The sequence below is a fragment of the Staphylococcus sp. NWU MK-U1 genome, assembly GCF_033283505.1.
Classification (GTDB): Bacteria; Bacillota; Bacilli; order Staphylococcales; family Staphylococcaceae; genus Staphylococcus; species Staphylococcus haemolyticus.
Window position 1 is genome coordinate 147,628 of record NZ_JAVSMG010000005.1, and the last position, 25,228, is coordinate 172,855.

Here is a 25,228-nt window from a genome sequence, read left to right on the forward strand (position 1 = left end):
GCAAAATGATTAAAGCTGAGAGAAGTTTGATTATTGTGTGATTTAAATGACACAACTAATTAAACTTTCTAAGTTTATTTTTTATAACTCGATTTTACCATCTTCAATTTCAATCACTCTATCCGCATATTCAAATAATCTTTTATCATGCGTAATCATAATACCAATCATATTTTTAGTTTGAACATGTGCTTTAATCATTTGCACAACAGATGTAGCTCTATCTGCATCTAAACTGGCAGTTGGCTCATCTGCTAATATGATTTTAGGTTCATTCATAAAAGCTCTCATTATAGCAACGCGTTGTTTCTCTCCTTCAGATAACAAATGAGGATAAACATCTAAACGATGACTCAGACCTATCTCAGTTAATAGTCTTTGTGCTTTATCTTTAGCCTCTTTACGCTTTATACCCGCTTCTTTAGCTACAATCATTAATTGTTCTCTAACTGTTAGATACGGAACTAAATGAGATGATTGAAAAATAAAACCTATATCATTTAATCTTAGACTTGTTTTATCTACTTCATTTGACAATAAATGCTCACCATTATACAAAACATCTCCACTCGTCGGACTTAGTAATCCACCTAAAATATTAAGAAGTGTAGATTTACCTGATCCAGATGCGCCACTTAGTATGATGAATTCACCTTGATTCACATTAAAATTAATATTCTTTAATACTTCTGTTTGTGCAGCTCCATTGCCAAATGTCTTAGTAATGTGTTTGAGTTGTAATGCCATTATTCCATACCTCCAATTGCTTCTATAGGATCTACTTTTAGAACTTTTATAAAGGATAATAATGCACCGATTAACCCTACAATTAGAAATACGACTATCATTAATAACACCTGACTATAACTTAGATAAAACGGCATAGTTACAGGCATAAAGGCATTTAATATAAGTATGACAGAAAATGCTAAAATAACACCTAACATTGTTGTTAAAATAATTTGTAATAAAAGTGCAGTTAATAAATGCTTCGTTTTAATACCTATGGCTTTAAGAATGCCTATTTGAGGTATTTTTTGAATCGTCATCACATAGAAGAACGCACTTAAAACAATTGCTGTAATCACGAATAGACTAATAATCATTAAATTAAGTGGCATTTGTTCTGCTTGATAACTAGCAATGTTATCAGTTAATGCCTTTTCATTTACAACCTTAATACCTTTAATTTGTTTAAGTGATTGTTTTTCATCTTTATTGATTTTGTCAACCGGATAAAATGTTGATACTTGTTTATTTAATGACTTAAACGCTTCTTTATTCATTAATATCATTGAACTATGTGAGTACATCGACTCATTCATTATGCCGCTTATTTTATAGTTATGATTATGTCCTTTAAAAGTTACAGAATCTCCAACTTTCAAGTCATTTCCAGTCAGTTTCTCACTAATAGCTATTTCATTCTGTTTTTTTGGATAATTACCACTTACAAGTTTTGGCTTAAGATGTTTAGGTGTATTTAACGTGATGACATCTTGATCTTGTTGGTTTATTTTAAGTGTTTGCGACCCCATTTGAGTTGCATTTTCATGAATAATATTCTCTATTTTATTTTGTTGTGATTGGTTCAACTGAGAACTTTCTAACTTCGGTTCCTTATTATCTTCGACTATATAATGTTCAGCTGGCATATTATTTAAATATGATATGTTTTCTCGTGCTAAGCCTTGAGCTAATCCACTAATAAATAACACCATGCTTCCCAATAGAAATATAATTAACATGATTAATGTATAACGAAATCTGTAAAATTTTATTTCTTTCCATGCTAAATTCATATTTAGTACCTCCCACTGCTATTTCAATACATAGTTTAATGACACATTATGAACTGAATATGAACTTTAAGAAGAATTGTTTTTTGATATAGTTATTCATATAATCATTTTATGAATAACAAAGGAGTAAAACTGATGGTGAAGTGTTTAATAGTAGATGACGACTATAAGATATTACATTATGTATCTCAACATCTCGAAGCAGCCCAAATTCAAACCGTCACTCACGCAAGTGGTGAAAGTGCAATCGCGTACCTTGCAAATAATAAAGTCGACATTGCAGTTGTTGATATTATGATGACTGGCATGGATGGATTTGAGTTGTGTCAATTGCTTAAAAATGATTTTGATCTACCTGTCATAATGTTGACGGCAAGAGATGCTTTGAGTGATAAAGAACGTGCATTTGTAAGTGGGACAGACGATTACGTTACCAAGCCTTTTGAAGTAAAAGAATTGTTATTTAGAGTACAAGCTGTGTTAAGACGTTACCAAATTAATTCTCAAGACATTATAAAGTTAGGAAATGTTACTTTAATTCAAGAGTATATGGAATTATCTGTCGACTCTAAAAATGTCAATTTGCCTACAAAAGAGTTTCAATTATTATTTTTATTGTGTGGTCAACCAAAACATATTTTCACAAGAGACACACTAATTGAGCGAATTTGGGGATTCGATTATGAGGGAGATGAAAGAACTATAGACGTTCACATTAAGCGACTACGTCATCGTTTAAATCAATTAAATGCCACAATTGAGATACAAACAGTTCGTGGACAAGGATACAGGGTGATTACACATGTTTAAGACGCTTTATACACGTATTGCTATTTACACGATTACGGTCATTCTTTTTAGTGCTTTAGTCAGTTTTCTTTTTGCAAACGTGTACTATCATTTCAATTTAAAAGCACAAAATGACGCAAAAATTATGCGTACTTTAGAAGAGGCAAGAGCATTCCATACATCTTCAAATCAATCTGACACTCAATCATATTTTAAACATTTAGGAGATATGAACTATCAAATTATGATTGTAGATCACTCACATCATAAAACTTTTTTTGGTGAACCATTCCGAAAAGACACTATTTCAGATTCAGCTATTAACCAAGTACTAAAAGGTAAACCCTACCATGGTATTAAAAATAAACCTTTCGAACTGTTTATAACTGGCTTTTTTGATAATGAAACGGATAATACTGTGGGTATCCCTTTTAACCAAAATAATCAAAAGCTTGCCGTATTTATGCGTCCTGACATAGGTGAAACATTTAGTGAGTTTCGCACTTTTCTAGCTGTTCTTTTAATATGCTTATTAAGTATATCTATCACGCTCGTTATTGCATCTACATATTCAATTATTAAACCTATAAAAATATTGAAGCAAGCAACTGAACGTTTAATGCATGGTGATTTTAATTCACCAATCTATCAAAGTCGTCATGACGAAATTGGTACGTTACAATATCGATTTGAAGCGATGCGACAATCTTTAAAACAAGTAGATGATATGCGACAACACTTTGTTCAAAATGTTTCACATGAAATCAAGACGCCATTAACGCACATTCATCGTCTACTTAGTACGTTACAAAGCAATGTAAATCAAGGAGAGCGTGATCAGATTATTCATGAAATTCATGAAGAAGTTACGCATTTAAGTAATTTAACAAAAGAATTATTACTATTATCCGAACTAGATAACGCTACTCATCTAAAATTTGAAGATGATGTTCACTTTAAAGAATTAATAACTGACATCATTCGTCACGAGCAATATGGGATAGATAACAAACAATTAATGTTGATGTCTGATATAGATACGGTTCATTTCCGAGGAAATAATCGTTTATTACATCAAGCATGTTCTAATCTCATTCAAAATGCAATTAAGTATTCTAATCCCAATAGCATGATTGATGTGAAATTATTTATTAACGAAGGAATTATTTATTTTACCGTTACGAATGAAGGGCATACCATTCCAGAATCAGTGCAACCTCATCTATTCGATCGTTTTTATAAGCGTAATGCTGAGGATAATAGCAATGGATTAGGATTAGCAATAACTCAATCTATCATTCATTTACATCGTGGACAAATATCAGTAACTAGTAATGAACGTGACGGAACGACGTTTACAGTGACATTGCCTGAAACTAACTAATCAATTTAATTAGATATTATTTTACAAAACTAACCACTTACTTCAATATATCTACCATTTAATATTGTTCTAAAAATTTTCTATACATTTGTGGTTAAATGACGTTGAGGAGGCATTAGTCGAATGAAACTACGGTTACACATATCACCCGAAGAAGATGAGAAGTATATCGCGATTCACGCACCTGAATTTGATGATGAAGTACAGCAAGTTATTACAAATATTGAAGATTTGAATAGTTTAAAACAACTCTATGGCAAACAAGATGACATGATCCATATTATAGAAATTCAAACCATCATTAGTTTTCGTACACATAAAAATCAAGTCATTGCAATTAGAGATGGCGAACAATTTAAATTGAAAGAACGATTATATGAACTTGAAGAAAAACTTCCTACTTCATTTATTCGAATTTCTAAATCTGAAATTGTAAATATAAATAAGATTAAAAAATTGCAATTAGAACCTAATGGTTTGATTAGAATTTATTTGCAACATATTGATTATACCTACTCCTCTAGAAGATATTTAAAATCCATAAAGGAGAGACTTTCATTATGAGAAAATTATATCAATTTGTTAGTATTTCTTTAGTTATAGGTTTAGCACTTTCTATCATTTTTAGTTATATCAATGCTGGCGGTGAATATTATCCAATTTCACCAGTTACAACACTAGGTAAGTTATATTATTCACACTTGTCTGAACCAATAGTAATGCTCATCGCCATTTGTTTGTGGCTTTTAATTGGTGCATTATTTTACTTAGCAAACTTTTTCTTTTCGCACACAGATTGGAGTATCACACGTAGCACATTAATGCATTTTATGTTGAGTTATATTGGATTATTACCAATCGGTATTTTATCCGGATGGTTTTCGATAAGTGTTTCAAATATATTTATTTTCACATTCTATTTCATCATTATCTACATCATTATTTGGATTATAGAGTTTTTAAAAAGTAGAAAATATGTTTCTGAAATCAATAACCAATTAAATAAAAAATAATTACTAATGGTAAAGCTCCTTATAAAGTAAACACTTAAAGTGCAAACTTTATAAGGAGCTTAATGTGATTTTATATTGAAATGATACTTATTTTACATTTAAATATTTTTGAATTTCTTTATTAACAGCTCGATAGACGTCCTCATGCTCTGTTAATTTAAGTCCGAAAGAAGGTACCATTTCTTTAATTTTCGGAATCCAATTTTTAAATTCATTACCATAACAACGTTGTAATAAATCTAACATAATATCTACTGCAGTTGATGCACCAGGTGAAGCACCTAATAATGCTGCAAGAGAACCATCATCAGATGTAATTACCTCAGTACCAAACTGTAAGTTACCTTTACTATCTTCAGTATCCTTGATCACTTGTACACGTTGACCTGCAACAATAACTTCCCAATCTTCGTCTTTTGCATTAGGTAAAAATACACGTAAATCATTCATACGATTTTCATGTTTTAACATAAGTTGTGATACGAGATATTTAGTTAAATCTATTTCTTTAACACCTGCTGATAACATTGTTAATAAATTATTAGGTTTAACTGAACGTATTAAGTCTAAATTTGAACCTGTTTTTAAGAATTTAGGTGAAAAGCCTGCAAATGGGCCGAATAATAAAGCACGTTCACCATTTACAAATCGTGTATCTAAATGAGGTACCGACATTGGTGGTGCACCTACACTTGCCTTACCGTAAACTTTAGCATGATGTTTTTCGATAACGTCTTTATTAGTACAACGTAAGAACAGACCACTTACTGGGAAACCACCGATATGTTTTGATTGCTTGATACCTGTTTTTTGAAGTAATGGTAAACTTGCACCGCCGGCCCCAATAAATACAAATTCTGATTCATACGTATGACTTTGTCCAGAATTAAGATCTTTAACAGTCACTTTCCAGTTACCATTATCCAGTTTCTCAATATTTTCAACTTCTTGTTTATAAGAGACTTCTACATTTCTTTCTTTTAAATTAGAGATGAGTTTTTTTGTTAGTGCACCAAAGTTTACATCTGTCCCACTTTCATCACGAGATAATGCAATTGGAACATGTGATGTTCTTCCTTCAACCATTAAAGGTACCCATTCTTTAATTTTTTCACGATCTTCAGTAATATCCATTTTTTCAAATAGTATATTTTCTTTTAATGCTGCTACTCTGTTTTTAAGGAATTTTACATTGAAGATACCTTTTACGAAACTCATATGTGGCACTGATTGAATGAAGTTAGATGGATTTTCTAATTGTCCAGTTCTTACTAAATGTGCCCAAAATTGCTTAGATACTTGGAATTGTTCATTGATTTTAATTGCTTTAGTAATATCAACAGAGCCTTCTTTGCCTTCTTTAGTGTAATTCAATTCACAAAGTGCAGAATGCCCTGTGCCAGCATTATTCCAAACATTTGAACTTTCTTCACCAGATTGTTCTAATTTTTCAAATATTTTAATTTCTTTGTCTGGAGATAATTCTTTTAATAACGTACCGAGTGTTGCGCTCATTATACCGCCACCTATTAAGATGACATCTGTTTTGCTATGTTCTGAACTCATAACAATACAGTCCCCCTTTTTTTCACATCTTTAGTCGATAGGAAATTGATCTTGGCTTAATAAATTAAAACGCTTTCTTTATTTATTAAAATTTTTAATATTAACTTTACGCAGAACGTAAATCGACTTTTTTAATAACTAGTTTAATTATATACATAATCGTTCTATGAAAAAAGTGTTTACATAAAGTTTTCATCTTTTATCGAGAATAAAGGATAGACGTACATTATCTTAGTTAGCATTGGCTATTACTATTAGACACATCTCAGAAATGCTATAATTTTCTATTATGAATTATTTGAGGTGTAACTATGAAATCATTCACATTTTTCATGCATAATATTTATGCATTAGGTGGAACAGTTAAAGCAGTTTCTGAATTAGCTAATACACTTGCCGACAAAGGACATCACATAGAAATTATTTCTGTGTTTCGAGCTCAAGACGAGCCTTACTTTGAAATAAATGACAAAATAAAAATAAAGACATTAGTAGACTACCGTTTAAAACCTCAGAACACTAAAGCAATAATGATGAATCGTTTAAATAAATATACTTCACTATTGAAACCAAAAGAAATAAATCAGTTTGAGCCGGGGTTAAATCAATTTTCCAAGTATGTAGAACATAAAATGATTAAAGCAATTAAAAAAGTTGATACAGATGTACTTGTAGGTACTAGAGCGAGCTTTAATATTTTAATTTCAAAGTATCATTCAAACAATGTCATAACTGTGGGAATGGAGCATATGAACCTACATGCACATCCGGAAAATTATCAACAAGATATACTCACTGCCTATCGCAACATAGATATAGTCACAACGCTAACTCAACAAGATCAACTGAATTACGAGCAACAAATCGACACACCTGTTTATACAATTCCAAATATCATCAATCCAGTAAAACATGCTACTAAGAAAGAAAATATCATTATTAGTGCAGGTAGATTAGAATTTGAAAAAGGGTTTGATATTTTAATAGAAAGTGTTCGCCGTATTCAAAATGACCTTAAGCGATTGAATTTTAAAGTAGAAATATACGGTGATGGTCAAGAGCGTGGACATTTGCAACAATTGATTGATCAGCATCAATTAAATGATTTAATTACTATCTATCCTGCAACTCAACAACTTAATACCAAATTATCTAACAGTAAAATTACTGTGGTACCGTCGAGAAATGAAGGCTTTGGTATGGTTTTATTAGAAGCTATGGCTCAAGATAATATTGTTATCAGCTTTAAAGATACACTTGGACCTGCTAGCATTATTAATCATAATTCCAATGGCTATTTAGCCAATTATGGTGATGCTGGTTCTTTAGCAAAATATATAGACATCGCTATGAACCACGTCGATGAAGCTAGTCAGATGATCAATGAAGGACATGTTACTTTGAAACAATATACGCCTAATACGGTTTATGAAAAATTTATGACCGCAATTAATAACGTTTAATTCTACTTATAATTATGTTTATTTGTGGGGACTTCTATGAATATTCAAAAAGCCCGTAAACGAATTTTTACAATTCATTTACGGGCTATTTTTGAAATAATTATATCTTAGAATAATATTGTATATTAATTACAGAATTAGAGATAAGATAAATGTCCAAATACAGATGAAGATTAGTAATCCAACACTGTAACGTAATGTCATTTTAAGTAATTCTGATTCTTTACCTACTTCTTTAACAGCAGCAGTCGCAATTGCTATTGATTGAGGTGAAATTAATTTCGCTGCTACACCACCCACTGTGTTTGAAGCTACTAGTAATGAACCACTTGTTCCAATTTGTTGTGCAACTGAAGCTTGAATTGGTGCAAATAATGAGTTGTTATTAACAACTGATCCTGTCATAAATACGCCAATCCAACCTAAGATTGGTGATAACACTGGGAACACGTTTCCAGCTTTAGCAATACCTTGACCCATTGCTGCACTTAAACCACCATATGTAGTGATTTTAGAGATTGCTAAGATGAAACAAATTGTTAATACTGGTAACCATAGTTCTTTAAAAGTTACACCGAATAAACGTCCTGCATCTCCGAAACTTACTTTCTTAGCCATTAATACTGTAATAATTGTAATTAAAATCGCTGTACCAGTTTGACCAATAAAATTGAAACTTAACATAATTGGTTTATGAGCGACTTCACTGAAAGTACCTGGTAAATTAAAGTTAAGCACTAATGAAGATAATTTACCATTTGGTAAGAATAAGTTTTTAAAGAATGGTGCGCTCCAAATCATAACTACAACTGTTAATATAACAAATGGACTCCATGCATAGATAATTTCTTTTGCATTGTGATGTTTTGCCGGTTCAGGTTCCACATCTTTCTGTACTCTGAAAATATGTTTTGGTTGGAATTTTCTAGAGAATAAAGCTAAAGCTCCCATAGTTACTAATGGTGGGATAATGTCAGCTAATTCAGGTCCGTTAAATACTGTTAGTAAACCTTGTAATACTGTATACGTAACAGATACAACTAAGATAGCAGGTAATGTTTCTTTTACACCTTTTAAACCATCAATGATAAAGATAAGTAAAAATGGTATAAAGAAGTTAATAATTGCTAATGTTAATGTAGATGTTTGAGATACGCCCATTGCGTGAACGCCACCTGGTAAGTGTAGTGTATCTACAACACCTACTGGAATTCCTATAGCACCAAAAGCACCTGAAGCAGCATTTGCTACTAAGCATAACATTGCAGCTTGTAAAGGTCTAAAACCTAATTGAGCAAGTAATAACGCACAAATTGCAATCGGTACACCAAAACCAGCAGCACCTTCTAAAAATGCATTAAATGAGAAACCAATAAGTAATAATTGTATACGTTGGTCTTGTGAAATACTTGTAATACTGTCTTGAATCGTATTAAATTGACCAGATTCTTGAGTGATTTTATAAAGTAATACTGCCATCATGACAATATAACCAATCGGAATAATACCTTGATAGAATCCTTCTACAACACCACCTGTTGCAATGCCAAGTGGTAATTTAAAGAACGGGATAGCAATAAGTAATGTAACAACTAACGTTGTGATAGCTGCATAGATACCTTTCATTTTAAAAACGGTTAAGCATAATAAGAATAGAATAATAGGTACTGCGGCTATTAAACTAGATAATACCAAATTATCAAATGGATTAAATGTTTGAACTAACATAATTCTGACTCTTCTTTCCTTTAGTTTGTATTAATGATCACTCTAGCGATATTGACAATTGAAGTTTGAGCGTACTTCTAATTGTTATATTGTTTATTAGTTTGTCGACAAGTTAATAATGCTAGATTTCACAAATTTATATCTTGTGAACTTTTTCACAATAAAAATATACCATCTTTCTACTTAAATGACAATACTATATAGTACTTTTTATAAAATTTTTGTTAAATTTTCAACAAAATAAAATCCCACTATTTTTCAACGAAAATTTCCAAACATTTCAATTATATAATGATGTAATTTTTGTAAATATGAATTTTTTTTAGTCACATGGTAAAATATATTTAAGAAATTTAAGAGTTAAAGGACAATGTATGATGATTAAACAAATAAATATTTCTAACATGCGCCATCTTGCATTACAATTAAACAAAGCCAAATCAGCTGGTTTTTCACATTTCATTCCTTATTCAAATGATATTAAAATCAATCATGATATGTTGGAAGCTATAGACTTAACACATAATTCAATAGCAGTAGATTATACTTTAAATGGTTTATATTTAAATGACTGTCGTTATTTTGGTGAGGATACATTAACATTTTTATCATGGATGAAAAATATTAACCACTATCCTAATATTATTTTTAATATTGAACGTGCTTTATTACATTTATCTAAGTATGATATTCAATCTATTATGGATTTAGCCGTTATTTCTGTTTTAAAAGACGAAATTGATATAGACAATCACGTCGTTTTTGATTTCATCAATGAATGTCGCACTAGCCATGCTTTTTGGGCATCATTAGATACATTCGATATTAAAAAAATAAATCATTTTGATTTGAACAAATTGGCATACATTCATGGTCACTCTATACCTTACAGTAAATTCAAATATCCTGGTAAAGAAGATGAAATGCGCTTTGTAGATAGTTGGCTTATCACTACGAAATTTAAATTACCCAAATGGATTTATAGAAAGATGCAAAATCATGCATTAAAAAAGCATCGTAATCTAAGCTATGTATATGATAAAGATCCTTCAAAAGTTAAAAATCATGTTGTGTTTTTAGGATTTGATTATGGTTATAGAGGTAACTCTAAATATTTATTCAATTATTTTGTGAAGAGAAATCCTACCACTGAAGCTTATTTCATTACTAACGATAGACGTGGACCATACTTTTTACCTACTGATGCAGAAAATAATAAAGAATTAATAGAAACTGCCAAAATTGTAGTCATTGAAAGTTATATTCCTGATGAGTTTAAACCAAATGGTACAGTTATTCAATTGTGGCATGGAACACCAATCAAAAAGCTCTTCTTAGATAGCAAAGAACCAGACCAAAATAAAAATATCTACAATTATAAGGCCCGTAAATATAATAAATGGCTAAAACAAGACTACCTTTTAACAGATTCCGAGGCAGCTACAGGCTTATTTGAAACGGCATTTCCTAATCAACATACTCAAATGATACCTTATGGTTATCCAAGAATTAGCTATTTACTACATTATCAGAATGATAAAAATCATCAGAAGAAAATTAAAGATGCATTAAATGTTGATCGAACAAAGCCAATATTATTGTATGCACCAACATGGCATGCGACAAAAGATTCAACTGAATTGATGTCGATTTCACCAGAATTAATAGAAGAATATCACGTCATTTTCAAAGGCCATATAGAGGATGACATGACACTTCCAGAAGGTGCAATTGAAGCACCAAATCATATTGAAACGCAAGATTTATTATTAATATCTGATGTCGTAATTACCGATTATTCTTCAATTATCTTTGATGCTTTAACTATTGGCAAAAAAGTATGTCTCTATACACCAAATCATGCGGCTTATCAACAAGAGCGTGGTGTTTATGATGATGTTATGGAAAGTTTATCTAAAGTTTGGTATACAGATGAAGATTTATTACACAATAACTTAATCCATCATACATTGACTGATATTTCTAATCATCCACTCGTGAACCGTAATAACACCTCACTAAAAAGACTAACTCAACTTATGCGAGATATTATCAATAATAAATAATATATAGCCTGGGACATAATTCAATGTCTCAGGCTACATATATATTGGCAATAGTTGACTGAATTAAAAAACGCACTTGTAAAAATTATTTTAATTCTAATCAACCTTGCCAGGGGATTGAGCCCCGAACCCCAACTCCCCTATTTTATTAGCACCAAACTTTATTCGTTCTATAGCTAAACTTCTCTTTCCATTATTAAATCTATATCGACGACTTCACCTGTTATAAATTCATGTTGTCCTGTGACTTCAAAGCCGTGCTTCTTATAGAATGATAATGCCTGTTGATTATGTTCCCATACACTTAACCAAACTTTATTTTTATTTAGTTCCTTCGCTTTATCAAGAGCCAATTGAATAAACTTTTGTCCTCTTCCCCCACCTTGATAGGTCTTGTAGAAATAAATTCTTTGAATCTCCAAATAATCTTCACCTTTAGGTTCAGTTTGAGCATTACCGACATTAAGTTTTAAATACCCTGCAATTTGATCATTCACCTTGTAAAAATAATGAAATGAATTAGGATTATTTAATTCATTTAACAACACTTTTTCATTATAGCTTTCTTTGAAAAATTGATTAAAATCCTCATCTGAATATTCTCCTTCAAATGTGTCATAAAACGTTGTCTCAGAAATTTGACGTAAGTCACTCACATCGCTATTTTCAATCATTGTTATATTTTCACTCATCATTCTAACCTCCTAAAATACCGCTCATTATTCATTTTTTATTTTGTAACTTATTCCCTATTAACATGCCACTATGCATTAAATTCGTTTTATTTGTGAACAGAGCAAATTTCTATTGATAATATTTATCAATAAGTATAAAGTATAGATGATATTATTAACAATAATGAGTGAGGTTATCAATATGTTTGTATTAGGAATTACAGGACCGACAAGTTTAGTCGTTATTAGCATAATTGCATTAATAATTTTCGGACCTAAAAAATTACCACAATTTGGCCGAGCAATTGGTAGTACTTTGAAAGAATTTAAATCTGCAGCAGAAAATATAGATACAGATGAAAGTCATGATACTCCCAGTAAAGAGTCAAAACAACAACGAGAACACATTAAATAGTAATACACTTCTAGGACACTTTGATGAACTACGATCGCGTCTCGTCAAAGTGTTCATCGCTTTTATTGTTGCAACGATAATCGTATATGTATCATCACATTGGTGGATGAAACCATTTATACACTATATTAAACGTGCACATGTAACACTACATGCATTTTCATTTACTGAAATGATTCAGATTTACATTATGATTATCTTCTTTGTAGCGTTGTGTTTAATTATACCTATTGTGTTTTACCAATTATGGGCTTTTATTGCACCTGGCCTCCATGTTAATGAACGGGGATTTATTATTAAATATAGCTTATGGTGTGCACTGTTATTTATAATTGGAGTTGCATTTGCGTTTTTTATAGGATTTCCATTAATTATAAATTTCTCTTTAACATTATCTGAAGTTTTAAGTATTGAGCCTGTTATTGGTTTTAAAGCCTATTTGCATGAGTTAATACGATGGTTGCTAATTTTTGGTGTTCTTTTTCAACTCCCAACATTATTTATGGGGCTAGCTAAATTTGACTTAATCGATGTTAATGAACTTAAACACTATCGTAAGTATATTTATTTTGGTTGTTTTGTAGTGGCGAGTATTATTGCACCACCAGATATTACTTTGAATTTATTATTAACATTGCCTTTGATTATTTTATTTGAATTCAGTATGTTTATCGCAAGAATTACACAACGATCATAATATCTAATAAACCTCGAGTACTTGTTATTCCCACAAGTCTCGAGGTTTTATTTTACTATTCATGATAATTAGTTTAGATTAGTATTCTTTTGTTTGTTTTGGCGATTTTTTAAAATGAAGAACACAATAAACACTATATATATTAATTGAGCTACTATTGATTCAATATTAGGATAAAATCCTAAAAAACCAATTGTAGGTAAACCTTCAATACCATGCTGTAGAAGTGTGCCTAACAATTGTAGTTTTTGAATACTTACACCAAGCATTTTGAATGCCATAATAAAAATTAAAATTGAAAGGACTCTAAAGATGTAATAAATTGGAATAAGTTTCACTATGAATCTAAATAATAATGCGAAGATAATTAAAATTATAATCGCTAAAGCAATACCAATTACGAAGTCCATTGTTGTAATACTTCCTATCATACCCATGTAGAAAATAATCACTTCTACACCTTCACGTAAAACAGAAATTAATCCAATTGTACCTAACAATACTAGATTACCGTTACTAATAGCGTTTTGATACATATTTTGAATCATATCATTCCAACGTTTAGCACTTGATCGTCTATGCATCCAAATACCAACGATATACATTAGAACCACTGCAATTATTCCTAGTGTAGCTTCCATTCCTTCTCGTAGTAATCCATTATTACCTAGCGTTTGTATGAATACAACTGCTAACGTAATACTTAGTATTAAGCCTAATATTGAACCACCTATAACACTAGCTGTACCTTTATTATCTTTAACATTACGTGTCATTGTAGTTAATGTCATAATGACCAACAATACCTCTAAACCTTCACGTAAAAAGATAATCATAACATCTACAAATGTGTAACCGTCTTGACCAACAGTGTCTTTGATATCATTGTTGATGTCTTTTAATCCGTCTTTAACGCGATCTTTGTTATTCTGGTCTAGAATACTTTGATAATACGGTATTTTATCTTCAATTGTAGTATATAATGAACCGTTTTTTGTTTGAATTTTCCCTTCAACATATGGCCAAATTTGAACAAATTTAGATAATGCCGCATCAGTTTGATCTAAATTATTATCTTCTATCCCTTTAATCGCTTTATCCAACTCATCATTTAGTTGCGTTACTTTATATTTACCATTATCTGAGCTGGATTGTTTTTGATCGACCGTATCAATACTTGATTTGAAGGTTGTCCAGGCATTGTCTACTTTCTTAGTATCTAAAGGTTCTTTTTGGATAGCAACACGTAGTTGCATTAAGTTAACTTCAATTTGTCCATATTTACCTTCATCATAGTTTCTTATGGCTGTTTCATGAGTCGTCCAAATTTGATTTAAACTATTGTTAATTGATTGTAGCTCTGACTCATTTTTACTTTTGATTGCTTTTTTAATAGGATCATCTTTTGCAGCAACTTGTTGCTTCAATGTTTTAATCTCACCACTGATATCTTTGGTAGAAACTGCATCTTCATAAGCGATTAATGATTTAGTTAATTGTGATAATTTATCAGCTTTAGCATTCATTGAAGAGGCTTTATCTACCGCTTCAAGTTTTGACTTTACGTCTTTACCTTCTTTGTTATCTTTAATATTTAAAGATTTTACTTTTTCTTTAATATCAGCAAGTGCACTTTGCTTTTCTTTTTTACTTTTATCTTTATCTTCTATAGTTGATTTTGCATCAGTTATCGCTATATACACATCACTTATTTTGCTATCATCTGCAGCACTCACTTGATGTGCTGGGACAATTCTAATAACCGTTAGAATAAGGACTATCGCAACGACTAATTTAGTTAAATAAGGTTTCACCGATATAGCCTCCCTTTTTTACACCTGGTAACACAAGGAAGGATGCAGAACCTCGATGCGTAATATATTCATTTAACTTATCACTGTGTCCTAAATTATTTTGAATATCAATAAATTGTTGTGTTGATTTTTGGAAACAAATAAACATTAATCCTGTTTCCAACGCACCCGTTTTGGCATTTGTTCCATCATTATAATTATATGCACGTCGTTTGATTGATGTTTTCACTTCACGTGCTAGTCGCGCATGCGCGTTTGGATCGATAACATATTGACCACTGCTATCTTTAGCGTCTAAATCTATATTGTCGAATTCTTTTTTACCGGTTAATGGTGCTCCGGATGCTCGTTTACGTCCGAAAGTAGCTTCTTGCTCTTCTAATGATGTACGGTCCCATGTTTCTATATGAATTTGAATGCGTCGAATAATGCAATACGTTCCATTTTTAGCCCAACCGTCGTCAATGAAGACATACTTTTTAAGCTCGTCATTTTTACGAGGATTAACTGTACCATCTTTAAATGCCATTAAATTTCTAGGCGTTTCTTCTAGTTTGCCAGAGACAAAACCATTTTGTGACCATTTCATTTTAACAACATCTCTAAATGGACGAATTAAGTTGTGAATCGCATGGAATGTTACTTGTGGATCATTTGAACAAGCTTGAATCATAATATCTCCATCACTGTATTCATCATCTAGTTGGTCATTAGGAAAATGTGGTAAATCTTTAAATCCAGATGGGATTTTTGATGACATACCAATCTTTTTCAAAAATGATTTACTAATACCGTATGTCAATGTTAATTTACTAGCACCTAATCCGATTGATTCTCCAGTATCCACAGGGGGTAATAATTCATTTTGACTATCTTTTTCAGCAGGTGCACCATCGGTCATATTGACTGACATTTGCGTCCACTTCTTAAACATGTCTTTAATCGCTTGTTTATCTTTAGTCTTTAACTCTAATGCAACGAAGTTACAATTTTTTTGTGTCGGTGTTGTAATACCTGCTTGTACACGTCCATAAAACTCAAATGCATCTTTATCTTCATTCTCAGGTGTATCGAACATCGATTTAAATGAAAAAATACTGCCTGCCCCGCTAGCACCGATAACCACACCAGCGCCACCTATTCCTAACATTTTTAGAAAAGAGCGACGAGATACTTGGTCACTTTGATTATGATCTATTTTACTCATTCTGTAACCACAGCCATTTTACTTAGTGGTTCACCAAGTGAATTCACTGCATCTGATAGAGCTTTTCTATCTTCTTTAGTAACTGCACTATAATCTTTGAAGCCATCACCGTCTTTATACTTGTCTAATAGTTGGTTAACTTTATCAAAGTTCTTTTGAATATCAGCACTTAATTTTTTATCTTTTTTATTTAACTCAGGTTTAAACAATTCGTAGATTTTTTGTGCACCTTCGATATTAGCTTTAAAATCGTATAAGTCTGTATGTGAATAAATCTCTTCTTCACCTGTAATTTTAGATGTTGAAACTTCATTTAATAAATCAACTGATCCTTGTAACATTAATTTAGGAGTTATATCTAAAGTATCTGCTTTCGCATCTAATTCTTTAGCATCTTTTAATAATTGGTCTGCATCTTTTTTAGTTGTTGCATCTATTTTATTATCTTGATAAAGTGATTTCTCGATCTTATGATAACCTGTCCATTGATCTTCTTTTTTCTCTTCTTTCATATCTGCTAAACGAGCATCAATCTTAGGATCTAAATCACCAAAAGCTTCCGCAACAGGTTCTGATCTTTCATAATACATACGTACTTTAGGATATAATTCTTTCGCTTTATCCATATCATCAGCTTTTATAGCTGCAACAAATTTTTCAGTTCCATCCAAGAATTTATCAAGTTGACCATCAGTATACTTTTCATATTCTTTAGTTGCTTTTTGTAATGCTGCTTTGTTTTCCCCTTTACTACTCTGCGATTGCTTATCTTTATTACTATTATCGTCACTATGACTATTGTTGCCACAAGCCGCTAAAAGTAAAGAAGATGCTAATAAAATAGTTGGTAATTTTTTCATTATGTATTCACCTCAATATAGTTTAGAAGATTATCATTTGAAGATGAATCGTGTAATTATGTATACATAATATTTAACACCAACTTAATATCGTTGTTATGTCGTCTTTTATATTCATATAAACACTTTTAATTTTTCAATTGATAATCATTATCAAATTTATTATAGATTTAGCCCAATAAAGTGTCAATAACAATTCAAATACATTTTTAAATAAAAATTTTTTTATTTTTTGAAGCTCAGAGACTTTTAATTTACCTTTTATTTATAAGGCTTTGAAGCATACAACTGGTTTATTAAGGGTATAAAATAACCACTAATACAATATATAAAGGAGTCACATAATATGAGTAATCAATTTAAAGCTTTTTTAGTGGATAAAAACAACGATGGAAGCGTTAATAGTGACTTTACTCAGTTAACTACTGATGATTTACCTGAAGGTGAAGTCTTAATCAAAGTTCATTATTCAGGTATTAATTATAAAGACGCATTAGCTACAACGGATAATAATCAAATCCTTAAATCTTATCCTATGGTTCCTGGTATAGATTTAGCTGGTACCGTTGTTAAATCAGAAGATCCAACAATTAATGAAGGTGAAGAAGTCATTGTAACAAGTTATGATATGGGTGTAAGTCATTATGGAGGATTTAGTGAATACGCACGTGTAAATTCCGATTGGGTAGTTAAATTACCTGATAATATGACTTTAGAAGAAGCTATGATTTATGGTACAGCAGGCTATACAGCCGGTTTAGCTATTGAAAAATTGGAAAAAGCTGGTTTCATGACACTGGAAGGTGGCAAAGTTCTTGTACGTGGCGCATCTGGTGGTGTAGGTGCATTGGCAGTGCTAATGCTTTCTAATTTAGGATATAAAGTAGTTGCTAGTACAGGAAACAAATATGCCGGTGACAAACTTGAAGCTTTAGGGGCGAATGAAATTATTAATCGTATTACAGATAATGATGAAAAGCCATTAGGTTCAAGAACTTGGCAAGCTGCCATTGACCCTATTGGAGGAAATGGAACACCTTATGTCACTAATCGTATAGATAATAATGGTGGTGTCGCGCTAATTGGCTTAACAGGTGGTGTTTCTTTTGATACAACTGTCTATCCATTTATTTTAAGAGGCGTAAGTCTAGTTGGTATAGATTCTGTATTCACACCAATGAAATTACGTGAGCGTGTTTGGAGACGTTTAGCAACTGACTTAAAATCTGACAAACTTCATGATATTAAAAAAGTCATTTCATTTTCAGAATTACCAGATGCGATTTCAACTGTTTTAAACCACGATAATTTCGGTCGTATTATTATTGATTTTGATGCATAGTTAAATCGAAAAAAACCACTAGGACAATCCAGTCTCAATATCATAGAATGAAACAATATAAATACATGTTTTTCTATGATTTCGATTTGTCCTAGTGGTTTTTATAATTAAAACACGATATACATGCCACCTGATTTTGGCTCAGTAGTCTTGAATCCAAATTTTTCGTATAGTTTATCAGCTGGATAGTCTGCTATCAAACTAACATAAGTTCCCTTTTCAGCTACGGAATTAATATATGCCATTATTTTTTCCAAAATAACCCTACCATAGCCCTGTCCTTGATAATCTGGATCAACGGCTATATCTACAATTTGAAATGCCGTTCCACCATCACCTATAACTCTGCCCATTCCAATCAATTGTTGATCTTCATAAATCGTAATATTGAAACAGCCATTTGGTAAACCGTTTCGAGCTGCAGCTACTGATTTAGGGCTCATTCCTGCCTTAACTCTTAAGTCACAATACGCTTGAACCTCTGGTGGCTCATTAGAATATCTAATCATTATTTTCTATCCCCTTAATATAATCTTATATATATTGATTAATAACTTTTTTATTTGATTCTTTGAATACATCATTGTGACTTGAAACATATCCTTCTTTGTATGCATCAGGATCAATGTAAGTTTTAGCTAAGTTTGCTGCATTTCCAGCATCACTAAACGCGCTAGCAATGAGGTGTACTTTAGCATCATGATGTACAATATCCCCACAAGCAAAGATGCCAGGAATATTTGTTGTCGTGTTGCCAAAGCCTTTAACGCGATATTCATCGTATAAATCAAGTTTAGATGTACAGTCTTTAAGTAGTGGATTCTCATGATCAAAACCATGACTAACAATAACATCATCAAACGCTTGTGTCGTAACTTCTCCAGTCTCAATATTTTCAAGTTTTACTTCTTTAATACATTCACATTTATTGTCACCTATTAACTCTTTAATTTGTGTTTTAGGCAACAGGTTCACATTTAACGCTTTAAGTACACTTATCATTGCTTCATAGCCTTTAATGTCTGATTTTCTATAAACAAGTGTAATCGAATTTGCAATATTAGCTAAATCTCTTGCCCAATCTAAAGCAGTGTTACCCCCACCAGAAATTAGAATATCTTTTCCCTTAAATTTTGAGAAAGATTGCACAACATAATGTAAATTTGTTAAACGATAACGCTCTGCATCTTTAATTTGAAGAGGCTTAGGATTAATAATCCCTCCGCCTACAGCAAATATTACAGCTTTTGACTCATAAATTTTTCCGCTATCTGTTTCTACTTCGAAATGTCTTTCTTCTATTTTGCGTATATCTGTTACACGTTCGTTTAAATTAACTTTAGGGTTGAAATGTAAGCCTTGGTTAATCATATCTTTAATGATTTCATTACATGGTTTAGGCGCTACACCACCAATATCCCAAATAATCTTTTCTGGATAGATTTGCATTTTTCCACCTAATTTATCTTGTACGTCAATGATTCTCACAGACATTCCTCGTAAACCAGCATAGAAACTCGCAAATAATCCAGCAGGTCCACCACCAATTATAGTTACATCTTGCATTGTAAATCCTCCCAAGATTATGTCCCGTTTCGAATGATAATTATTATCATTATTTTGCCTTAATTATACTATATGTGCATATATTATTGAAGAAAATCATATCTTAATTGCAATTCTACTTTATTAGCTAAAAAAAAGACTTTTCATCAATAACACGATTGTGCTATTAAAAATGAAAAGTCTAACTTCAAATCAATTAATCTCTTGGTTCTTTGAGTGCTGCTTGTCGAATTAAGAAAAATAACAATAATAATCCTGCTAGCATTCCTGTATGACCAATACCTGCAAATCCAGCAAATGCTTCTGGAGAAAAGCTTTTCCCTAATACTTGGAATGTTCCTTTCGTTACCATCATACCAATGGTTGCCAAAACACTAATGTTATAAACGATGAAGAACCAGTTAAATAAATAGTAACTACTTAATTTAAATACCTTTTCTAATGGTATCAGTATTAAAAACATAAACATACCTAAAATCAGTGTATGCGTATGTACAATAGATAATTGTGTATCACCCGTAAAATGATGTGCTTTTGTCAATTCTCTATAGTAGAACCCGCTGAAAAGTCCCAAGATCATATAGACCAAAAATGCATATAATAATCGTCGCATAAACAATGCCTCCCTCACATTAATATTATAATTTATTATCATCAACTTTACAGTGACAATATTTGTAATATTGAGTCACTTGTTAATAAATCGAATTATGAGAGTGAGGGATTTTAACTGAGTCAAACTTGATATACAATTCAACTCAGTTTAATAAGTTATGCCTATTTACAAAGAGACTTGGTCCTAGCCTCACTCGTTACATTATTTATTTCTTGAATGTTTAAATAATGCGACTAATGATAATATAATTGCGATGATTGACACAATCCATAAAGCAATTGAGCCACCTGAAGATGTTTGTTCACTAGGAGTATCTTTTGATTTTTCATCTTTTACATCTACTGCATTAGCATTCTTTTTAACTTCTAACGTTGGTGCTGGGTGTTCGCTATTTTCTTTTCCAGTCCATTTAACTTTATCATCGTTATCATAGGTTTGAATTGCTTTAAATGCATACTTACCTTCATCTTTAGGGCTGGCTACAACAATAGGAAAATCCATAAATTCATCTGGCCCAATGCCTTTACCTTTAGCAGTCCAAATAATTTTAGTAATGTTACCTTTTTTATCTTTATCTAACTTATACTTATAGCCCTCTACTGGTTGTATATTAACAACTTGAACTTCTTTTGGTACTTCTAATTCTACTTTTTCAGTATGATCTTTTTGTTCTACAGGAACTCTAACATCTACTTTTTCATAAGATTCTGGGTCAACTGCTTTTGGGTTTAAAGTAACATGCGCATCTGCTACTTTAAAGAAACCTAATGTAAAAAAGAGTATGAAACTTGTCGCTAATAATTTTTTTATCATCTTTTTTCTCCTTTTATGGAATACTGATTTGGCTCATAATTACTCCGACTAAAATAAGTAATATACCAATTAAGACTTCTATAATTAATGAAGATTTATTTACTCTATTACGTTTATTGAGTGCACGTGTTGTTTGCAATAATCCCAATAACATCATCATTAAAGTACCAAAAACTTTAATCAATAAGAATACCGTCCAAGTTTGCATATTTGTCCAAATTGACAAAATCTTCGTTTGATCAATAGACATTAATACACCTGAAATAATGATTATTGCTACCGCTGCAGCATTAACTTTGAATAATATTTCTCGCAATAAATCTACGGCATCTTTTTTACGTGTAAATACTGAAATCAATAAATAGCTTAATGCACCTAACCATAAACTAATACCTATTAAATGTAGTGTTCTTAGTATGATAGACCATAATGGTACGCTTTGTGACCATACATGCCCTGACATACTCATTGCTAGAATCATTGCAATAGATACAATCCAGTACCATGATTTCTCCATGTTTCTTAAGACGAATAAACCACTTAATACAATTAAAGCAATGGCACTTAATATGTAAGGGAATTGTGTTATTGCACTAGGCTCAAGAGATAGTATTGCATCTAATACATCCGAAGACAATGTCATTAAATAAAGTACAAGTGACATCAAGTATGCCATCATCATTATTAAGGACACTGCAATATGTCTAGGAAATACATCGAATGTAGATAGGTTATTACGTCGTGCAATACCATTTAACCAATATAGACCTACAAGAATTATCGTTGCACCTTCAGCTATGTATCTGAATAACCCAAACCAGAAATTAGGTTTTTCGTAAAATGCTGGAGATGTATCAATACCGTTAGCTGTCTTCTTACCTACTGAAAACTCAAAACGATCACTAATCTCATGACCGTCAGCAGAAACTGTATGCCATTCTAATTGCTGTGTCCCTTGTTGAACTTTATCAGTAGGAAATGTAAGTGTCTTTGAATGTCCGGTTGTTGTAGGATCAATATCCCCTACTTTATCCCCTTTATCATTATATATTGTAATACCTGAGTATTCAGCGTTAACGGGTTCATTAAACGTTAACTCTATCGTATTAGGCGCTTTCGATATAACCCCATTTTGTGGTGGTGTAGTTTTTTCCAAAGTTGCATGCGCAGATGCGACATTATGAAGAGTTGGAATTAACAATAATAAAAACATCATTATCAATGCCAAAGCTACTTTAGAACTTCGCTGTAAATTCACCATTGACGTCCTCCCATAAAATTTTGCTCATTTACTTATGATAAAATAATGCGTGCTATTTAACAATAATTATTCTAATTTGTCACTTTTTATCCAAAAATAAAAGCGAGACTGAAATCGAAATCATTTCATCGCCTCGCTCACCCATTTTATAAAATTATAGATTATAAACAACTTATTATTAGTGCTATTGCCGGTTTCAATTCATTTAGCCAGTATTTTTTCGTGCTAAAACCACTATACTATGTTATTCCGCTTCAATTAAAGATGCTTTATCAACTGTTAATCGATTTCTTAGTGAATACACAATAAACATAGCTAAAAATGCACATACTGTTTCAGCTATTAATAATGACCAAATGACACCACTTAAGCCAAATAAGCTATTTAAGACAAATAGAACTGGAATAATAACTGTTCCTTGTGCGATGGCCATTATTGTAGCCCCACGACCCTGTCCAGTAGCTTGCAACATGCCAGTAAATAAAAATCCAATGCCATTTAAAAGTAATGATGTCATAGTCACTTTTAAAATAAATGTAGCTAGAGTAACAATTTGAGGATCCGTACTAAATAAATGAACAATTGAATGTCCGGCTACAAGAACGACAGCCATGCAAACTGCAAATATAACAGCAATAGACACGATGACCACTTTAATGGTATCTTTCATTCTTGTTTTATTAGATACGAAATTATACGCAATTAGAGGTACAACACCTTCTGAAAGTCCCATTATGATTAGTTCTGGGAATTGAACAAGTCTAAATGAGATGCCGTAACTTGCTATCGCATAGTTACCATATGTTGCTAAGAATAAATTAACGACTAAACCAGTTACTCCCATTAGAACTACCATCAAGAAAGCTGGAATTCCAATTTTAAAAATTTCTTGCATCATTGCTTTAGTTGTTTTGGCATGTTTGATATTAAATGATAAGGTCTCATTTTTTCTAGAAAAGTAAACAATGAAAAATAACGCCGCAACAGTATTTGAAATTGCAGTACCTAATGCTGCACCTACAACATCTAAGTGCAAACCAAAAATTAAAATAGGATCTAAAATGATGTTTATACCAACGCTTGAAAGCATTCCTATCATAGAAATAATCGGTTTACCAATGGCTCTAGCAAACTGCTCTAAAACGAAGAATAGAATAACGAACGGTGTACTTAAGAATTCAATTTTCAAATAATCACTCGTATAGTTTAACGTTTCACCACTTGCACCTAGAATACTAGCTACTTGATCTGTAAATGGTAAGGTTACAACAGCAATAATAAGTCCCAATACTAGACTACTATATATTGAAAAACTACTTACATAATGACTTTTAGTGTAGTCCTTCGCACCTAGCAATCTAGAAATATAAGTTCCACCACCAACACCGAATAAATTACCAAACGCCATCAATACTGCAAATATAGGTAATGTTAAAGAAATAGCTGAAATCATATGACTATTATCTAGGAAACCAATAAAATATACATTTAAGATTCCGTAAATGACACTGAGTAGTGATCCTATCATCATCGGTAATGAGAAATGCATCATAGCTTTAAATATTGATGATTTCTCAAAGTAAAATAATTGTTCGTCTTTCATTTCCATAATCTCCTTTATGTTAGACATCTAATAATTAGATATCTAACTATTAGTTTAAAAATTTTGCTAGCTGAATTTCACAACTTGGTTTAAATTACAGCTAGCCATAATAATTACTTTTCTGTCTTAATATTATTCAACATGCGTTCAAATAAGTCCTTAAGTTGTTGCTTCTCACTCTCATTAAAATCTTTAACAAGAATAGCTTCTATATCATCGAAGATACTTACAAAAGATTCAACAAGTTGCATACCTTCTTGAGTTAGTTTTAAATTTTTACGTCTGGAGTCGTCAGGGTCAACCATTCTATAAATAAGTCCTTTATTTTCTAAACCCTTCAATGTTGAACTTACTGTTGATCCCTTTCTTTTAAATGTCTTTAATAATTCATTTTGTGTAATGCCTCGATCTTTGTGCCTGTACATGTAACCTAACGTATGACTTTGTTCTTGTGTAACGTTGTACTCATCTAGTTTACGGTCAGCATAATGTTTCATCTCATGCGCTAACATTCTGACTAAATATTGATACGTTGCATCCATGGTCTCA

At 31.6% G+C, this 25,228-nt stretch carries 24 protein-coding genes; 9 read left to right on the top strand and 15 right to left on the bottom strand.

The window, feature by feature from the left end:
- Positions 1-81 precede the first annotated feature (81 nt).
- Positions 82-747 (bottom strand): ABC transporter ATP-binding protein, encoded by a 666-nt coding sequence (locus SBL16_RS08860; RefSeq protein ID WP_107612056.1) that lies wholly within the window; start codon positions 745-747, stop codon positions 82-84.
- Positions 747-1,802: an ABC transporter permease gene (locus SBL16_RS08865; protein ID WP_107609868.1), complete on the bottom strand. Its 1,056-nt coding sequence runs from the start codon at positions 1,800-1,802 to the stop codon at positions 747-749. The genes SBL16_RS08860 and SBL16_RS08865 overlap by 1 nt, the downstream gene beginning before the upstream one ends.
- A 135-nt stretch (positions 1,803-1,937) precedes the next feature.
- On the opposite strand from SBL16_RS08865, the gene SBL16_RS08870 reads away from it, so the two are divergent.
- The 4 genes from SBL16_RS08870 to SBL16_RS08885 all read left to right on the top strand — a co-directional run bounded on the left by SBL16_RS08870 (position 1,938) and on the right by SBL16_RS08885 (position 4,988).
- The gene (locus SBL16_RS08870) at positions 1,938-2,612 is read left to right on the top strand and encodes a response regulator transcription factor (RefSeq protein ID WP_053018367.1); all 675 of its coding nucleotides are present in this window, start codon (positions 1,938-1,940) and stop codon (positions 2,610-2,612) included.
- Complete coding sequence (locus tag SBL16_RS08875; protein WP_107612055.1) at positions 2,605-3,975, top strand: sensor histidine kinase; 1,371 nt, start codon at positions 2,605-2,607, stop codon at positions 3,973-3,975. The genes SBL16_RS08870 and SBL16_RS08875 overlap by 8 nt, the downstream gene beginning before the upstream one ends.
- 123 nt (positions 3,976-4,098) lie before the next feature.
- A complete protein-coding gene (locus SBL16_RS08880) occupies positions 4,099-4,539 on the top strand; it encodes a LytTR family DNA-binding domain-containing protein (protein WP_011275020.1) in 441 nt (146 codons plus the stop codon).
- Positions 4,536-4,988, top strand: a complete 453-nt coding sequence (locus tag SBL16_RS08885) for a DUF3021 domain-containing protein (protein ID WP_037535828.1) — start codon at positions 4,536-4,538, stop codon at positions 4,986-4,988. Before SBL16_RS08880 ends, SBL16_RS08885 begins: the two co-directional genes overlap by 4 nt.
- An 87-nt stretch (positions 4,989-5,075) precedes the next feature.
- On the opposite strand, the gene mqo is transcribed toward SBL16_RS08885, so the two are convergent.
- Complete coding sequence (gene mqo / locus SBL16_RS08890) at positions 5,076-6,554, bottom strand: malate dehydrogenase (quinone) (protein ID WP_107634625.1); 1,479 nt, start codon at positions 6,552-6,554, stop codon at positions 5,076-5,078.
- Between the two features lie 311 nt (positions 6,555-6,865).
- On the opposite strand from mqo, the gene SBL16_RS08895 reads away from it, so the two are divergent.
- Complete coding sequence (locus SBL16_RS08895) at positions 6,866-8,017, top strand: glycosyltransferase family 4 protein (RefSeq protein ID WP_107612053.1); 1,152 nt, start codon at positions 6,866-6,868, stop codon at positions 8,015-8,017.
- Positions 8,018-8,146: 129 nt separating this feature from the next.
- Here SBL16_RS08895 and SBL16_RS08900 read toward each other — a convergent pair whose 3' ends face one another.
- Complete coding sequence (locus SBL16_RS08900) at positions 8,147-9,745, bottom strand: L-lactate permease (RefSeq protein WP_107612052.1); 1,599 nt, start codon at positions 9,743-9,745, stop codon at positions 8,147-8,149.
- 377 nt (positions 9,746-10,122) lie between these two features.
- On the opposite strand from SBL16_RS08900, the gene SBL16_RS08905 reads away from it, so the two are divergent.
- The gene (locus tag SBL16_RS08905) at positions 10,123-11,811 is read left to right on the top strand and encodes a CDP-glycerol glycerophosphotransferase family protein (RefSeq protein ID WP_107612051.1); all 1,689 of its coding nucleotides are present in this window, start codon (positions 10,123-10,125) and stop codon (positions 11,809-11,811) included.
- A 176-nt stretch (positions 11,812-11,987) separates the two neighbouring features.
- Here SBL16_RS08905 and SBL16_RS08910 read toward each other — a convergent pair whose 3' ends face one another.
- Positions 11,988-12,503, bottom strand: coding sequence for a GNAT family N-acetyltransferase (locus SBL16_RS08910; protein ID WP_107612050.1), 516 nt, complete (start codon positions 12,501-12,503; stop codon positions 11,988-11,990).
- 166 nt (positions 12,504-12,669) lie between these two features.
- On the opposite strand from SBL16_RS08910, the gene SBL16_RS08915 reads away from it, so the two are divergent.
- Together SBL16_RS08915 and tatC are read left to right on the top strand one after the other, a co-directional pair.
- Complete coding sequence (locus tag SBL16_RS08915; protein WP_370444502.1) at positions 12,670-12,900, top strand: twin-arginine translocase TatA/TatE family subunit; 231 nt, start codon at positions 12,670-12,672, stop codon at positions 12,898-12,900.
- Positions 12,851-13,597, top strand: coding sequence for a twin-arginine translocase subunit TatC (gene tatC, locus SBL16_RS08920; RefSeq protein WP_053016589.1), 747 nt, complete (start codon positions 12,851-12,853; stop codon positions 13,595-13,597). The genes SBL16_RS08915 and tatC overlap by 50 nt, the downstream gene beginning before the upstream one ends.
- Before the next feature lie 68 nt (positions 13,598-13,665).
- Here the strand turns inward: tatC and SBL16_RS08925 are convergent, their stop codons facing one another.
- Genes SBL16_RS08925 through efeO form a run of 3 tightly spaced genes read right to left on the bottom strand, consistent with a single transcriptional unit; the run spans position 13,666 to position 17,478 of the window.
- On the bottom strand, positions 13,666-15,411 hold the full coding sequence (locus tag SBL16_RS08925) for an FTR1 family protein (RefSeq protein ID WP_317953755.1): 1,746 nt from the start codon (positions 15,409-15,411) through the stop codon (positions 13,666-13,668).
- Complete coding sequence (gene efeB / locus SBL16_RS08930) at positions 15,392-16,618, bottom strand: iron uptake transporter deferrochelatase/peroxidase subunit (RefSeq protein WP_107612048.1); 1,227 nt, start codon at positions 16,616-16,618, stop codon at positions 15,392-15,394. The genes SBL16_RS08925 and efeB overlap by 20 nt, the downstream gene beginning before the upstream one ends.
- On the bottom strand, positions 16,615-17,478 hold the full coding sequence (gene efeO / locus SBL16_RS08935) for an iron uptake system protein EfeO (RefSeq protein ID WP_107612047.1): 864 nt from the start codon (positions 17,476-17,478) through the stop codon (positions 16,615-16,617). Before efeO ends, efeB begins: the two co-directional genes overlap by 4 nt.
- A gap of 346 nt (positions 17,479-17,824) precedes the next feature.
- Between efeO and SBL16_RS08940 the strand changes: the two genes are divergently transcribed.
- The gene (locus tag SBL16_RS08940) at positions 17,825-18,820 is read left to right on the top strand and encodes an acryloyl-CoA reductase (protein WP_107612046.1); all 996 of its coding nucleotides are present in this window, start codon (positions 17,825-17,827) and stop codon (positions 18,818-18,820) included.
- A gap of 107 nt (positions 18,821-18,927) precedes the next feature.
- Here the strand turns inward: SBL16_RS08940 and SBL16_RS08945 are convergent, their stop codons facing one another.
- From SBL16_RS08945 to SBL16_RS08975, 7 genes are all read right to left on the bottom strand, one after another.
- Positions 18,928-19,329 (bottom strand): GNAT family N-acetyltransferase, encoded by a 402-nt coding sequence (locus tag SBL16_RS08945; RefSeq protein ID WP_053016581.1) that lies wholly within the window; start codon positions 19,327-19,329, stop codon positions 18,928-18,930.
- A 25-nt stretch (positions 19,330-19,354) separates the two neighbouring features.
- Entirely contained in the window at positions 19,355-20,386 is a 1,032-nt protein-coding gene (locus SBL16_RS08950) for an NAD(P)/FAD-dependent oxidoreductase (RefSeq protein WP_037535806.1), read from the bottom strand.
- A 196-nt stretch (positions 20,387-20,582) separates the two neighbouring features.
- Positions 20,583-20,999, bottom strand: coding sequence for a DUF2871 domain-containing protein (locus tag SBL16_RS08955; RefSeq protein WP_037535805.1), 417 nt, complete (start codon positions 20,997-20,999; stop codon positions 20,583-20,585).
- 204 nt (positions 21,000-21,203) lie between these two features.
- Positions 21,204-21,815 carry a YcnI family protein gene (locus SBL16_RS08960; protein WP_317953762.1) on the bottom strand — a complete coding sequence of 204 codons (612 nt, stop codon included), beginning with the start codon at positions 21,813-21,815 and terminating at the stop codon, positions 21,204-21,206.
- A gap of 13 nt (positions 21,816-21,828) precedes the next feature.
- Positions 21,829-23,076, bottom strand: a complete 1,248-nt coding sequence (locus tag SBL16_RS08965; protein ID WP_107612045.1) for a copper resistance CopC family protein — start codon at positions 23,074-23,076, stop codon at positions 21,829-21,831.
- 244 nt (positions 23,077-23,320) lie between these two features.
- Positions 23,321-24,679 (bottom strand): MATE family efflux transporter, encoded by a 1,359-nt coding sequence (locus tag SBL16_RS08970; RefSeq protein ID WP_107612044.1) that lies wholly within the window; start codon positions 24,677-24,679, stop codon positions 23,321-23,323.
- 113 nt (positions 24,680-24,792) lie between these two features.
- Positions 24,793-25,221, bottom strand: a complete 429-nt coding sequence (locus SBL16_RS08975) for a MarR family winged helix-turn-helix transcriptional regulator (RefSeq protein WP_037535798.1) — start codon at positions 25,219-25,221, stop codon at positions 24,793-24,795.
- Between the last annotated feature and the right edge of the window lie 7 nt (positions 25,222-25,228).

Coding starts and splice junctions, on each gene's coding strand:
- SBL16_RS08860 (WP_107612056.1), bottom strand. CDS start 747: ATGGCATTACAACTCAAACACATTACTAAGACATTTGGCAATGGAGCT.
- SBL16_RS08865 (WP_107609868.1), bottom strand. CDS start 1,802: ATGAATTTAGCATGGAAAGAAATAAAATTTTACAGATTTCGTTATACA.
- SBL16_RS08870 (WP_053018367.1), top strand. CDS start 1,938: ATGGTGAAGTGTTTAATAGTAGATGACGACTATAAGATATTACATTAT.
- SBL16_RS08875 (WP_107612055.1), top strand. CDS start 2,605: ATGTTTAAGACGCTTTATACACGTATTGCTATTTACACGATTACGGTC.
- SBL16_RS08880 (WP_011275020.1), top strand. CDS start 4,099: ATGAAACTACGGTTACACATATCACCCGAAGAAGATGAGAAGTATATC.
- SBL16_RS08885 (WP_037535828.1), top strand. CDS start 4,536: ATGAGAAAATTATATCAATTTGTTAGTATTTCTTTAGTTATAGGTTTA.
- mqo (WP_107634625.1), bottom strand. CDS start 6,554: ATGAGTTCAGAACATAGCAAAACAGATGTCATCTTAATAGGTGGCGGT.
- SBL16_RS08895 (WP_107612053.1), top strand. CDS start 6,866: ATGAAATCATTCACATTTTTCATGCATAATATTTATGCATTAGGTGGA.
- SBL16_RS08900 (WP_107612052.1), bottom strand. CDS start 9,745: ATGTTAGTTCAAACATTTAATCCATTTGATAATTTGGTATTATCTAGT.
- SBL16_RS08905 (WP_107612051.1), top strand. CDS start 10,123: ATGATTAAACAAATAAATATTTCTAACATGCGCCATCTTGCATTACAA.
- SBL16_RS08910 (WP_107612050.1), bottom strand. CDS start 12,503: ATGAGTGAAAATATAACAATGATTGAAAATAGCGATGTGAGTGACTTA.
- SBL16_RS08915 (WP_370444502.1), top strand. CDS start 12,670: ATGAGTGAGGTTATCAATATGTTTGTATTAGGAATTACAGGACCGACA.
- tatC (WP_053016589.1), top strand. CDS start 12,851: ATGATACTCCCAGTAAAGAGTCAAAACAACAACGAGAACACATTAAAT.
- efeB (WP_107612048.1), bottom strand. CDS start 16,618: ATGAGTAAAATAGATCATAATCAAAGTGACCAAGTATCTCGTCGCTCT.
- efeO (WP_107612047.1), bottom strand. CDS start 17,478: ATGAAAAAATTACCAACTATTTTATTAGCATCTTCTTTACTTTTAGCG.
- SBL16_RS08940 (WP_107612046.1), top strand. CDS start 17,825: ATGAGTAATCAATTTAAAGCTTTTTTAGTGGATAAAAACAACGATGGA.
- SBL16_RS08945 (WP_053016581.1), bottom strand. CDS start 19,329: ATGATTAGATATTCTAATGAGCCACCAGAGGTTCAAGCGTATTGTGAC.
- SBL16_RS08950 (WP_037535806.1), bottom strand. CDS start 20,386: ATGCAAGATGTAACTATAATTGGTGGTGGACCTGCTGGATTATTTGCG.
- SBL16_RS08955 (WP_037535805.1), bottom strand. CDS start 20,999: ATGCGACGATTATTATATGCATTTTTGGTCTATATGATCTTGGGACTT.
- SBL16_RS08960 (WP_317953762.1), bottom strand. CDS start 21,815: ATGATAAAAAAATTATTAGCGACAAGTTTCATACTCTTTTTTACATTA.
- SBL16_RS08965 (WP_107612045.1), bottom strand. CDS start 23,076: ATGGTGAATTTACAGCGAAGTTCTAAAGTAGCTTTGGCATTGATAATG.
- SBL16_RS08970 (WP_107612044.1), bottom strand. CDS start 24,679: ATGAAAGACGAACAATTATTTTACTTTGAGAAATCATCAATATTTAAA.
- SBL16_RS08975 (WP_037535798.1), bottom strand. CDS start 25,221: ATGGATGCAACGTATCAATATTTAGTCAGAATGTTAGCGCATGAGATG.